Source organism: Pseudomonas sp. NPDC086112 (assembly GCF_044746425.1).
In the GTDB taxonomy this organism is placed as follows: domain Bacteria; phylum Pseudomonadota; class Gammaproteobacteria; order Pseudomonadales; family Pseudomonadaceae; genus Aquipseudomonas.
Window position 1 is genome coordinate 153,016 of the sequence record NZ_JBIVCD010000006.1, and the last position, 12,222, is coordinate 165,237.

A 12,222-nucleotide genomic window follows, 5' to 3' on the forward strand; every position below is an offset into this window, starting at 1 on the left:
CAACCAGGCTTTATAGGATTTATCTGATTATCGGTGCGAATTTTCAGAGCTGCAGAATCAGCGTTTTCAGTGGCGGCTGCTGATCCATCGATGGGAAATCGCTGCCCGGTGTCAGCGCTGTCCACTCGCGCACCGGGCGCCCGGCCTTCTCTGCGCAGCGCAAAACCTGCTCGCGCCAATCGTCCATGCTGACCTTCGCCAGGTTGTTGCAGCAGATCAGTACGCCATCGTCGGCGGTGGTCAGCAGTGCCGGTTTGAGCAGGCTTTGGTAGTCGCGCAACAGGTCGACCGTGCCGAACGCACTCTTGGCCCAGGCCGGAGGATCAAGCAGCACCAAGTCGTACTGACGCGGGTCCAGACGTTGATAGCTCGGCAGTTTCTGGCCGCGACGCTGGCTGATCGGCAGACCGGCCAATTGACGAATCGCGGGAAAGTAATCTGACTGGATGAATTCCATCGTCGGCAATTGCGGGTTGAGCAAGCCGTTCTCACGACCGACCGCCAGATTGCCTTCGGCAAAGTCCAGGTTACACACCTCGCTCGCACCACCCGCCGCGGCGCTGAGGCCGACGCCACAGGTGTAGGCAAACAGGTTCAGCACACTTTTGTTTTTGCTGTGCGCCTTGACCCAGCCGCGAGCGTTGCGCAAATCGAGAAACAGCAACGGGTCCTGGCCAGCGTGGCGCCCGCGGACCCGGTAGTTCAGTCCCCATTCGTGGCCGATCAAATCTTGCAGGGCGGCTTCGTCGGCGCGGTAGACGGTGTCTTCGCGGTCGATGCGCGAGTTACCACGGGAACGGTCGTTGTAGACCAGCAGGGTGTCGAGGCCCAACTGCTGATTGACGATCTCGTGCAACTGCAGCAGAGCGTCACGCTCCAGCGCCTGATGAAAACTTTGCACCAACAGTTGCGGACCGTAGCGGTCGATGGTCAGGCCGCCGGCGCCTTCCTGGCTGCCATGGAACAGGCGATAGCAATCGGTGCCTTGCTGATGCAGCTCGGCAAGCAGGTCCTGACGATGATCGAGGGCGGCGCGCAGCGCCTGATTCAAGGAAGACATGCTGGGCGCCTTGCAGGAGGGAATTGGGGCGCGGGAGTTTAACAGCTTGGACGATGAAGAACCTGTACCTGTACCTGTAGGAGCGAGGCTTGCCCGCGAAGACGGCGGGACAGTCAACATCAATGTCGCCTGACACACCGCTTTCGCGGGCAAGCCTCGCTCCTACAGGGATGTGATGGCCAATTCACAACATGGGCTCATTGGTTCAGGCGTTGATCGATCAGCCCTTGCACCACGCTCGGGTCGGCGAGGGTCGAGGTGTCACCCAGGCTGTCCAGTTCGTTGCAGGCGATCTTGCGCAGAATTCGCCGCATGATCTTGCCCGAGCGGGTTTTCGGCAGGGCCGGGGCCCACTGGATCAAGTCCGGTTTGGCGAAGCTGCCGATTTCCTTGCTGACATGCGCCAGTAATTGTTTCTTCAATTCGTCATTGGGTTCGGTGCCATTCATGGGCGTGACAAAGGCATAGATGCCCTGGCCTTTGACGTCGTGGGGGTAACCGACCACGGCGGCCTCGGCGATGCTGTCGTGCAGCACCAGCGCGCTTTCCACTTCGGCCGTGCCGATGCGATGCCCGGAGACGTTGATCACGTCGTCGATGCGGCCGGTGATCCAGTAATCGCCGTCTTCGTCGCGACGTGCGCCATCGCCGGTGAAGTAGTAGCCGGGGTAGGGCTTGAAGTAGGTTTCGACCATTCGTTTCGGGTCGCCGTAGACGCTGCGGATCTGCGCCGGCCAGCTGGACTTGATGGCCAGTATGCCGCTGCCGGCGCCTTTGATTTCCTTGCCGTGTTCGTCGAGCAATACCGGTTGCACGCCGAACATCGGTTGCGTGGCGCAACCGGGTTTGACCCGTTGGGTGCTGACCAGCGGGCTGAGCATGATGCCGCCGGTTTCGGTCTGCCACCAGGTATCGACAATCGGGCAGCGCTGCTCGCCGACTGTATTGAAATACCACTCCCAGGCTTCCGGATTGATCGGCTCGCCGACGGTGCCGAGCAATCGCAGGCTCTCGCGGGACGTTTCCTTCAACGGCTCGGGACCTTCACGCATCAGTGCACGCAGGGCAGTCGGGGCGGTGTAGAAGATGTTCACATGGTGCTTGTCGATCACCTGCCAGAAGCGCGAGGTGCTGGGGTAGCTCGGCACGCCTTCGAAGATCAGCGTGGTCGCTCCGTTGGCCAGCGGCCCGTAGACGATGTAGCTATGGCCGGTGACCCAGCCGACATCGGCGGTACACCAAAAGATTTCACCGTCGCGATAGTCGAACACGTACTTGAAGGTCATGGCGGCTTGCAGCAAGTAGCCGCCAGTGGTGTGCATTACGCCTTTGGGTTTGCCGGTGCTGCCGGAGGTATAGAGGATGAACAGCGGGTCTTCGGCGTCCATCGGCTCTGGCGGGCAGTCGTCGCTGACGTCGCGCAAAGCCTGGTGGTACCAGATGTCCCGATCCTCGACCCAGTTAACCTGGCCTTGGGTGCGTTCGACCACGATCACGGTGTTCACGTCGGGGCAGCTTTGCAGCGCCGTGTCGACGTTCTGTTTGAGCGGCACGAATTTACCGCCGCGCACGCCTTCGTCGGCAGTGATCACGGTGCGGCAATCGGCGTCGAGAATCCGGTCACGCAACGAGTCCGGAGAGAAGCCGCCGAACACCACCGAATGAATCGCACCGATTCGAGCGCAGGCGAGCATGGCGTAGGCGGCTTCGGGGATCATCGGCATATAGATGCACACGCGCTCGCCTTTCTTCACGCCACGGCTTTTGAGCACGTTGGCCAGTCGGCAGACGTTGTGATGGAGTTTTTTGTAGGTGATCTGCGCGGATTCGGCGGGATCATCGCCTTCCCAGATGATCGCGATTTGATCGCCGCGTTTTTCCAGGTGACGGTCGATGCAGTTGTAACTGACGTTTAACTGTCCACCCGCGAACCAGCTCGCTTCACCGGTTTTCAGGTCGTAACGCTGGACGGTTTGCCACGGCGCGCTCCAGTCGAGAAAGCGTGTGGCCTGTTCGGCCCAGAAGGAGCTGGGGTGCTCGATGGATTGGCGGTACAGGCGTTGGTAGTCGTCTTGACTTAACTGTGCAGCCCGGCGGACGGCATCGGCTTTGGGGAACGTGCTGATATCGAACATGACGGTTCCTTATTCTTGTTGCAACAAGTAATAAAGATGCGCCGAGTGGGGAAAGGGTTCAATACTGAGAACAAACACCAACCTGTAGGAGCAGAGCTTGCTCGCGAAGCAGGCGCCTCGGTGTATCAAATACACCGAGTCATCGTTCTTCGCGAGCAAGCTTCGCTCCTACGGGACTGGCGTCAAATCACCCGCGGTGACGACCGCGGAAGTAGTTGATCAAGCCTTGGGTGGAGGCATCGTCGGCCGGGGTTTCTTCGCTGCCGACCAGGCGGTTGTAGACGCCTTTGCCCAGCTCCTTGCCCAGTTCCACGCCCCACTGGTCGAAGGCGTTGATGCCCCAGACCACGCTTTGCACGAAGACTTTGTGTTCGTACATCGCCACCAGTGCGCCGAGACGACGCGGGCTGATACGTTCGACCACCAGGGTGTTGCTCGGACGGTTGCCCGGGATCACCTTGTGCGGCGCGACTTTTTGTACTTCCTCTTCGCTCAAGCCCTTGTCGCGCAGTTCGGCTTCGGCCTCGCCCAGGGTCTTGCCCAGCATCAGCGCCTGGCTTTGCGACAGGCAGTTGGCGTACAGCCACTGGTGGTGGTCGGACACCGGATTGAAGCTGACGATCGGCACGATAAAGTCGGCCGGAATCAGTTGAGTGCCCTGGTGCAGCAACTGGTGATAAGCGTGCTGACCGTTGCAGCCGACGCCGCCCCAGATCACCGGGCCGGTATCGGTGGACACTGGCGTGCCGTCCTGGCGTACGCTCTTGCCGTTGGATTCCATATCCAGCTGTTGCAAGTGTTTGGTGATGTTGCGCAGGTAGTGGTCGTACGGCAGGATCGCGTGGCTTTGCGCGCCCCAGAAGTTGCCGTACCAGACGCCGAGCAACGCCAGCAATACCGGCATGTTCTGTTCGAATGGCGCGCTCTGGAAATGCTGGTCCATGGTGTAGGCACCGGACAGCAGCTCTTTGAAGTTCGACATGCCGATGGCCAATGCAATCGGCAAACCGATAGCCGACCACAGCGAGTAACGCCCGCCAACCCAATCCCACATCGGGAAGATGTTTTCTTCGCGAATACCGAACGCTACCGCTGCCGCGTTGTTGCTGGAAACGGCGATGAAGTGACGGTACAGCTCGGCTTCCGAACCGCCCTGAGCCAGGTACCAGGCGCGTGCGGCCTGGGCGTTTTTCAGGGTTTCGAGGGTGTTGAAGGATTTCGACGAGACGATGAACAACGTGGTCTCGGCGCGCAGCTTCATGGTCAGTTCGTGGAATTCACTGCCATCGATGTTCGCCAGGTAATGGCAGCGCACGCCTTTCTGGGCGTAGGACAGCAGCGCTTCGGACACCAGTTCAGGGCCGAGGAACGAGCCACCGATGCCGATATTCACCACGTCAGTGATCGGCTTCTCGGTGTAACCGCGCCACAAACCATCGTGGATGCGGCCCACGAGGTCGGTGATCTGGTTCAGCACTTTATGCACGTCGGGCATCACGTTGACGCCGTTGACCGACAGCTTGTCGCCCACCGGGCGGCGCAGTGCGGTGTGCAGGGCGGGGCGGCCTTCGGAAGAGTTGACGATTTCGCCATCGAACAGCGCTTTGATCGCGCCTTTGAGGTCGACTTCGTTGGCCAGGCCCACCAGCAGATTGCGGGTCTCGGCGTTGATCAGGTTTTTCGAGTAGTCGAGAAACAGGCCGCAGCTGCTAAGGGTGAATTGAGTAAAGCGCTGCGGATCGGCATTAAAGGCTTCGCGCATGCTGAAATCTTGCATGGCTTGGCGGTGGTCATTCAGCGCTTGCCAGGCGGGCAGAGCGGTAACGTCGTGAGGAGTGCGGTAATACGCCATCGCTGCGGTTTTCCTTTTTACTTGAACGGCCTTTTGAACACTAAAAATCCCGGAGCGCTGTGGGTGGGCGTCCGGTCAACTGCGTCGACACGATTTCATGGCGCAGGGCGAATACAGTAAACCTCGCGCTGCAATCTGTCTTGACTTTGTCTGACCTGCTCCCGGTACTTTTTTAACATTTAAACAGGGAGCGGTCCGACAAACGGAAGGCTGACAGGGGCGTCGGCTCGATCAGGCGACCTGAACCGGAATGGCATTGCTGGTGTGGCTCAACTCGTTACCCGGCGCCATGTAGAGCATGCGCGGCTTGAAGTTGAGCAGCTCGGCTTCGTTGTAGTGGGCGTAAGCGCAGATGATCACGCGGTCGCCGACCTTGGCCTTGTGCGCCGCGGCACCGTTGACCGAAATCATGCGCGAACCTTCTTCGCCACGAATCGCGTAGGTGGTAAAGCGTTCGCCGTTGTCGACGTTGTAGATCTGGATCTGTTCGTACTCACGGATGCCGGACAGGTCCAGCCATTCACCGTCGATGGCGCAAGAGCCTTCGTAATCGAGTACAGCGTGGGTAACTTCGGCGCGATGCAGCTTGGCCTTGAGCATGATGGCGTGCATGAGTGTTTCCCCGGGTCGGAATCGAACGGCGGGCAGTTTGCCCGAAGGCTTTGGAGGCAGCAATACAGTCTGGAATGACGAAGATCTAATGTGGGAGCGGGCTTGCTCGCGAAAGCGGTCTGACAGTCAACGATAATGTTGAATGTGATGGCCTCTTCGCGAGCAAGCCCGCTCCCACATTGGTTTTGCGGTGCTCAGGCTGGCGCGTCGAGGTTCAAATGCAGGTTGTCGATCAACCGCGTCGTGCCCAGGAACGCCGCCACCAGAATCACCAGATCCCGATCTTCCGCCGTCGCCGGACGCAAGGTCAGAGCATGACGAATTTCCAGATAGTCCACTCGCAGACCGGCGGCTTCGAGTTGCTTGATCTGCTCGTTGATCAACGTCGGGTAATCGCGCTCGCCCTGTTTAATTGCATCGGCAATATGGGTCAGGGTGCGATAGACCACCGGCGCGATGGCCCGCTGTTCTTCGTTGAGGAAACCATTGCGCGACGACAGCGCCAGACCGTCGGCCGCACGTACGGTAGGCTCACCGATAATCTGGATCGGCATGTTCAAGTCATGCACCAGGGCGCGAATCACCGCCAGTTGCTGGAAGTCTTTCTGGCCGAAGATCGCCAAGTCCGGCTGGACCATGTTGAATAGCTTGCTGACTACGGTCGCCACCCCTTCGAAATGCCCCGGACGGCTGGCGCCGCACAGGCCTTCGGACAGTTGCGGAACACTGACGCGGGTCTGACCGGCCATGCCATCGGGGTACATTTCTTCGACGGTGGGTGCGAACAGCAGATGGCAACCGGCCTGAAGCAGTTTCTCCTGATCGGCGGCCAGAGTTCGCGGGTACTTGTCGAGGTCTTCGCCGGCGCCGAACTGCAGCGGGTTGACGAAAATGCTCGCGACCACGAAATCCACCCGTTGGGTGGCTTTGGTAATGAGCGCGATATGCCCGCTGTGCAGGTTGCCCATGGTCGGCACGAAGCCGATACGTTTGCCTTCGCTACGGGCGCGGGCCACGGCGGCCCGCAGTTCGCGTACGGTTTTTACGGTGTTCATGCAGAGAATCCGTGTTCGATGCCAGGGAAAGTCGCCGCTTTGACTTCAGTGACGTAAGCGCTCAAGGCTGCCTGGACGCTGGTTTGGCCAGTCATGAAATTCTTCACGAATTTCGGCACGCGGCCGGTAATGGACAAGCCCAGCATGTCGTGCAGGACCAGCACCTGGCCGTCGGTGCCACTGCCGGCGCCGATGCCGATCACCGGGATCTTCACCGCCTGGGAGATTTCTTCGGCCAGTTCGCTGGGCACGCATTCGAGCAGCAGCATGGCCGCACCCGCCTGTTCCAGGGAAATCGCGTCGGCACGCATTTGCCGCGCCTGGTTCTCGTTGCGGCCCTGGACTTTATAGCCACCCAGGATGTTGACCGATTGCGGCGTCAGCCCCATGTGTGCGCACACCGGGATGCCACGTTCGGCCAGCAGACGGATCGAGTCCGCGAGCCACAATGCTCCTTCAACCTTGACCATGTGTGCACCGGCCTGCATCAACAGGGCGCTGTTGGTCATGGTTTGTTCGAGGGTGGCGTAGGCCATGAAGGGCAGGTCGGCGAGGATCAGGGCATCAGTGTTGCCGCGTTTGACGGCTGCCACGTGGTAGGCCATTTCGGCGGTGGTCACCGGCAGGGTACTGTCGTGACCCTGCAAAACCATGCCGAGTGAGTCGCCCACCAGCAGCACTTCAACTCCAGCCTCGTTGCAGGCGTGGGCGAAGGTCGCGTCATAGCAGGTCAGCATGGTGATCTTTTCACCTTTCTGCTTGAGGCTCTGGAGCGTGGTCAGGGTGATGGCTGGCATGAAAAAAATCCTCATTACAGGCGCTATGGAAACTACTGCGAGTAACGCGCGTGATTCGTCATTTATACAGGCGCACCTTCTTTCGTGGTGCTTGTAAGGCCTGGATTGCGCCCTTTGGCGCCGCGTTGGCGGCAGCGGGACGCCTATAGTCGTGAGGAGAACCCGGGAAGTCAATTGCGTGTGTTACCGCATTGTTACGCATGGGGTGTTACCGGCGTTACTGATGCGATTCAGCAGGTCGGCAGGGATGATTTGCAGATTGTTTGTCCGACAAAAAACCAATGTGGGAGCGGGCTTGCTCGCGAATGCGGCGTGTCAGACGACCTAAATGCCAACTGATACACCGCTTTCGCGAGCAAGCCCGCTCCCACAAGGGGGATTTTTGTCAATTAGGGGGGAGGCGTTCCAACCCGACGAACGGGCAGGCAGCGAGTAATTCTGCGAGGGTGCGGCCATCGGCCAGGCGCAGATCAGCCGGTGCCAGCTCGGCCAGCGGATAGAGCACAAAGGCCCGTTCCTGCAGGTGATAGTGGGGAACTTTGAGACGAGGTTCGTCGATCCATCGATCGCCGAACAGCACGATGTCCAGATCCAGCGTGCGTGGGCCCCAGCGTTCAAGGCGTTCACGGCCTTGGCCGTTCTCGATAGCTTGCAGCGCATCCAGCAGGTCCAGCGGCGCGAGGCTGCTGTCGAGCGCGGCGACCGCGTTGGTGTAACGCGGTTGGCCGGGCAGCAGCGAGTCGCTTTGATAAAACCCGGAAACCCCGATCAGTTCGGTTTGCGGCAATTGCGCCAGCGCTGCGACAGCGCTGCGCAACTGTTCGGCGGGGTCAGCCAGATTGCTGCCCATGCCGATGTAGATACGTTCCATGGCTTACTCGCCTGTAGCGCTCGGTGCGCCGGCCGCGCGCTTGCGCTTGGCACCGCCGCTACGGCGACGTTTGCGCGGAGCACCGGTACCGTCGTCCTTGCCGCTGAGGTCGCGGATCATGTCCCGGCGTTCGCTGTCGTTGGCGTCCTGATAGTCGGTCCACCATTCGCCCAGGCCATCGGTCTGCTCACCGGCGCTTTCACGCAGCAGCAGGAAGTCGTAACCGGCACGGAACCGCGGATTGTCCAGTAACAGGTCGGCGCGTTTGCCGCTACGCCGTGGCAAGCGCTCCTGCATGTCCCAGATCTCGCGGATCGGCATGGTGAAGCGTTTCGGAATGGCGATGCGCTGGCACTGCTCGGCGATCAATTCGTGAGCGGCTTCCTGCATCGCCGGAATCGGCGGCATGCCGCGTTCTTGTAGGCGCAACACACGGGCCGGCAGGGCAGGCCAGAGCAGGGCGGCAAACAGGAACGCCGGGGTGACCGGTTTGTTCTGCTTGATTCGCAGGTCCGTGTTGATCAGCGCTTCACTTATCAGCGTGTGGGTGTAGGTCGGGCTGTACTCCAACGCTGCCGCACTCGCCGGGAACAGCGGATCGAACAACTGCAGGTCGACCAGCATTTCGAAGGTGTCCGCGGCATAGCCGGAGAGGAACAACTTGAGCACTTCTTCGAACAGACGAGCCGACGGGATCTCACGCAACAACGGCGCCAGTTCGCGAATGGGCGTGGCGCTGTGTTTTTCGATGCCGAAATTCAGCTTGGCGGCGAAACGCACGGCCCGCAGCATCCGCACCGGGTCTTCCTGGTAGCGTTGCTTCGGATCGCCGATCAGGCGGATCAGGTGATTGCGGATGTCGTGTACGCCGTTGGCGTAGTCGAGAATGCGCTCGCTAACCGGATCGTAATACAAGGCGTTGATGGTGAAGTCGCGGCGTTGCGCGTCTTCTTCCAGAGTGCCATAGACGTTGTCGCGCAGAATGCGCCCGCTTTCGTTACGAGACGACTGGTTGCTGTCTTCGTCTTCGTCGTTTTGCGGGTGATTGGCGCGGAAGGTCGCGACTTCAATGATTTCGCGGCCAAAGTGGATATGCACCAGTTTGAAACGCCGACCGATAATCCGCGCGTTGCGGAATTCGGCGCGTACCTGTTCAGGCGTGGCGCTGGTGGCGACGTCGAAATCTTTCGGCGTGATGCCGAGCAGCATGTCACGCACACAGCCGCCGACCAGGTAAGCCTGGTAACCGGCGCTCTGCAGGCGTTCGACGATATTCACCGCGTAACGGCTGAATTGTGCCTTTTGCAGCGAATGTTGGCCGCTGTTGAGCACTTCAGGCGTACTGCGAATGTGTTGCGTATGACGCTTGGGAGAACGGAATGACTGGAACAACTTCTTCAGCATGGGATGCACTGTTTGAAGGAATGTTCGGCCATAACGAAGAATGACCGCATGATGGGCGGGGATTCTAGCATTTAGTCGGGGGATGGTGTAGGAAGCTGCGCAAGCGCTTGACGGGGGATGTCTTGAAGGGGCGGTTTTTTGTAGCAGCTGCCGAGCAGCGCGAGGCGGCGTTCGGCGGCGAAGCCGTCGTAAGACCAGAGATTGCGGCGTGTCAGTAGGAACCGGTTGCCCGTATTTGCGACTGCTGCGCAGTCGAACGCAGCCTCGCAGGCTCGACAGCTGCTACAAGCCGAAGGCAGTGCCAGCGCCAAACGCCAGAAACCACAAGGGGAGCCGAAGCTCCCCAAGAAGTAGTTGCATGCTCTATTTTTATTATTGGTTTCGGGCTTCTTGTTTTTGTTGAGCGCCCTCGCCATGAAGTTTTCCTTCATGACCCTCCCAATCGGGAGCCAAGAGCAAACGGATTGCTTTGGTCGCTGTGTTGCTGTGATCGTTCGATCCAACCAGTTCAGGCACTGTCTTGAGACAGTTTTTTATTATTCTCGGCCTGGTCGTGGGGCAAGCCCCAAATGCAACGCCTCTCCAAAAGAATCAGTTAGCTACGCCTCTCGCCGTCTTGTTTTTATTGTGCGTGAGTCGATTCGTCTTATTTTTATTGTCTTGTACATTGCTTGTTATTGTTCTTGTACCAAACATATAGCAGGGTGCGTGCCAACTTTTGCGAGGCCCAGTAAAACAAGGGGTTAGGCGGGCTGAAGGTGTTTTTCGAGGCCCAAAAAAACCGGGGCTTCGTTACCGTAAGCCCCGGCTTCTGTTACGCGAAAAAGCTGAGGTAACAGTTTTTTCACAATGTCATGTGTTACCCGCACATCCGACAGGTGCGGTTCAGCTCTCGCTGGCTACCCCGGTCTTGCGCCGCGGAATGCCCAGGCGCTGACGGCGCTCCCACAGGCATTTGCGACTGACCCCGAGTTTGCGGGCCAGTTCGGTTTCGGTCATGTGGTCCTGATGCTCGAGAACGAAATGCTGGAAGTAGTCTTCCAGGGACAAATCTTCGGTCGGTTCGTGGCTGGTGTTACCGGCGCCGTTGCCCTGCTGCGGCGCCAGGCCGATGAAGTCGTCGTCATCCAGATCGCTCAGTTCGATGTCGATGCCCAGCAGCTCGGCGGAAATCTCCGGGCTTTCGCACAGAATCACCGCGCGTTCGACCGCATTTTCCAGCTCGCGAACGTTACCCGGCCAGGAATAATGCCGAATGGCCTGTTCGGCATCCAGGGCGAACTTCAGATCGGTACGGCCGACCCGTGCGCTCTGCCGCGCGAGGAATGCAGTGGCAATTTCATTGACGTCCGCGCCGCGCTCACGCAAGGCCGGCAGTTTCAGGGCGATTACGTGAAGGCGGTAATACAAGTCTTCACGGAACTGACCAATCTTCGCCAGGCTCTTGAGATCCCGGTGCGTCGCGGCAATCAGGCGTACATCGACCTTCTGCGACTGCACCGAGCCAACCCGGCGGATTTCTCCTTCCTGCAACACACGCAGCAGGCGGGCCTGGGCTTCCAGTGGCAGTTCGCCGATTTCATCGAGGAACAAGGTGCCGCCGTCCGCCGCTTCCACCAACCCGGCACGCCCGGCACTGGCGCCGGTAAAGGCGCCTTTTTCGTGGCCGAACAGTTCGGACTCGATCAGGCTTTCTGGAATGGCCGCACAGTTCACCGAAATCATCGGCGCCTTGGCGCGTTTAGACAGGTTGTGCAGGGCGCGTGCGACCAGTTCTTTACCGGTACCGGACTCGCCCTGGATCAGGACATTGGAATCGGTCGGTGCGACTTTGCGGATCTTGCTGTACAGGTCCTGCATCGGCGGGCAGGAGCCGATAATGCCGATTTCGCCGTTGCTGTTGTCGACACCATTTTTCGCGGCACCATTGCTCGTCTTGCCGATGACCGGTTCACCGCTGGCTTGCGCCGATTGCCGGTCACGCAGGATTCGTGCGACGGCCTGGAGCATTTCGTCGTGATCGAAAGGCTTGGCGATGTAATCCACCGCACCCATCTTCATGGAGTCGACAGCCGAACGCAGGCTGGCGTAACTGGTCATGATCAGCACCGGAGTGCCCTGGCCAAGTTTGATCAACTCGGTGCCGGGGGCGCCCGGCAGGCGCAGGTCGCTGACGATCAGGTCAAATGTGGGGATGCTGAAACGCTCTTGTGCTTCCTGCACGGATCCGGCTTCGCTGACCTGGTACTGGTTACGTTCCAGCAGACGGCGCAAGGCGGAGCGGATAATTGTTTCGTCTTCGACGATCAAAATGTGCGGCATTGATTCGATACTCTCGACGGTCTCAGTTCACAGCGGACGTCGCTTCGACATGACGCGGCAAAGTTACCCGGATACGGGTGCCGCGTTGGCTTTGAACATCGCTGGAATTCAAAG

General features: G+C 59.5%; 10 protein-coding genes. All 10 read right to left on the bottom strand.

Annotated features, from left to right (window positions below; translation table 11 throughout):
- Positions 1 to 43 precede the first annotated feature (43 nt).
- Positions 44 to 1,060, bottom strand: a complete 1,017-nt coding sequence (locus ACIPLA_RS07035; protein ID WP_008068494.1) for a class I SAM-dependent rRNA methyltransferase — start codon at positions 1,058 to 1,060, stop codon at positions 44 to 46.
- Between the two features lie 197 nt (positions 1,061 to 1,257).
- On the bottom strand, positions 1,258 to 3,195 hold the full coding sequence (gene acs / locus ACIPLA_RS07040) for an acetate--CoA ligase (protein ID WP_401172638.1): 1,938 nt from the start codon (positions 3,193 to 3,195) through the stop codon (positions 1,258 to 1,260).
- A gap of 187 nt (positions 3,196 to 3,382) precedes the next feature.
- Positions 3,383 to 5,047, bottom strand: a complete 1,665-nt coding sequence (gene pgi / locus ACIPLA_RS07045) for a glucose-6-phosphate isomerase (RefSeq protein ID WP_008015103.1) — start codon at positions 5,045 to 5,047, stop codon at positions 3,383 to 3,385.
- A gap of 231 nt (positions 5,048 to 5,278) precedes the next feature.
- A complete protein-coding gene (panD, locus tag ACIPLA_RS07050) occupies positions 5,279 to 5,659 on the bottom strand; it encodes an aspartate 1-decarboxylase (RefSeq protein ID WP_123497181.1) in 381 nt (126 codons plus the stop codon).
- Between the two features lie 194 nt (positions 5,660 to 5,853).
- Complete coding sequence (panC, locus tag ACIPLA_RS07055) at positions 5,854 to 6,714, bottom strand: pantoate--beta-alanine ligase (RefSeq protein ID WP_192345421.1); 861 nt, start codon at positions 6,712 to 6,714, stop codon at positions 5,854 to 5,856.
- Complete coding sequence (gene panB / locus ACIPLA_RS07060; RefSeq protein WP_008068507.1) at positions 6,711 to 7,511, bottom strand: 3-methyl-2-oxobutanoate hydroxymethyltransferase; 801 nt, start codon at positions 7,509 to 7,511, stop codon at positions 6,711 to 6,713. The genes panC and panB overlap by 4 nt, the downstream gene beginning before the upstream one ends.
- Before the next feature lie 385 nt (positions 7,512 to 7,896).
- Positions 7,897 to 8,382 (bottom strand): 2-amino-4-hydroxy-6-hydroxymethyldihydropteridine diphosphokinase, encoded by a 486-nt coding sequence (gene folK, locus ACIPLA_RS07065; protein WP_218398772.1) that lies wholly within the window; start codon positions 8,380 to 8,382, stop codon positions 7,897 to 7,899.
- A gap of 3 nt (positions 8,383 to 8,385) precedes the next feature.
- Positions 8,386 to 9,786 (bottom strand): polynucleotide adenylyltransferase PcnB, encoded by a 1,401-nt coding sequence (locus tag ACIPLA_RS07070; RefSeq protein WP_401172644.1) that lies wholly within the window; start codon positions 9,784 to 9,786, stop codon positions 8,386 to 8,388.
- Between the two features lie 71 nt (positions 9,787 to 9,857).
- Complete coding sequence (locus ACIPLA_RS07075; protein ID WP_256348939.1) at positions 9,858 to 10,217, bottom strand: hypothetical protein; 360 nt, start codon at positions 10,215 to 10,217, stop codon at positions 9,858 to 9,860.
- A 454-nt stretch (positions 10,218 to 10,671) separates the two neighbouring features.
- A complete protein-coding gene (locus ACIPLA_RS07080; protein WP_401172648.1) occupies positions 10,672 to 12,108 on the bottom strand; it encodes a sigma-54-dependent transcriptional regulator in 1,437 nt (478 codons plus the stop codon).
- Between the last annotated feature and the right edge of the window lie 114 nt (positions 12,109 to 12,222).

Excerpts from the sequence above, each read along its gene's own strand:
- ACIPLA_RS07035 (WP_008068494.1), bottom strand. The coding sequence starts at position 1,060 with ATGTCTTCCTTGAATCAGGCGCTGCGCGCCGCCCTCGATCATCGTCAG.
- acs (WP_401172638.1), bottom strand. The coding sequence starts at position 3,195 with ATGTTCGATATCAGCACGTTCCCCAAAGCCGATGCCGTCCGCCGGGCT.
- pgi (WP_008015103.1), bottom strand. The coding sequence starts at position 5,047 with ATGGCGTATTACCGCACTCCTCACGACGTTACCGCTCTGCCCGCCTGG.
- panD (WP_123497181.1), bottom strand. The coding sequence starts at position 5,659 with ATGCACGCCATCATGCTCAAGGCCAAGCTGCATCGCGCCGAAGTTACC.
- panC (WP_192345421.1), bottom strand. The coding sequence starts at position 6,714 with ATGAACACCGTAAAAACCGTACGCGAACTGCGGGCCGCCGTGGCCCGC.
- panB (WP_008068507.1), bottom strand. The coding sequence starts at position 7,511 with ATGCCAGCCATCACCCTGACCACGCTCCAGAGCCTCAAGCAGAAAGGT.
- folK (WP_218398772.1), bottom strand. The coding sequence starts at position 8,382 with ATGGAACGTATCTACATCGGCATGGGCAGCAATCTGGCTGACCCCGCC.
- ACIPLA_RS07070 (WP_401172644.1), bottom strand. The coding sequence starts at position 9,786 with ATGCTGAAGAAGTTGTTCCAGTCATTCCGTTCTCCCAAGCGTCATACG.
- ACIPLA_RS07075 (WP_256348939.1), bottom strand. The coding sequence starts at position 10,217 with ATGAAGGAAAACTTCATGGCGAGGGCGCTCAACAAAAACAAGAAGCCC.
- ACIPLA_RS07080 (WP_401172648.1), bottom strand. The coding sequence starts at position 12,108 with ATGCCGCACATTTTGATCGTCGAAGACGAAACAATTATCCGCTCCGCC.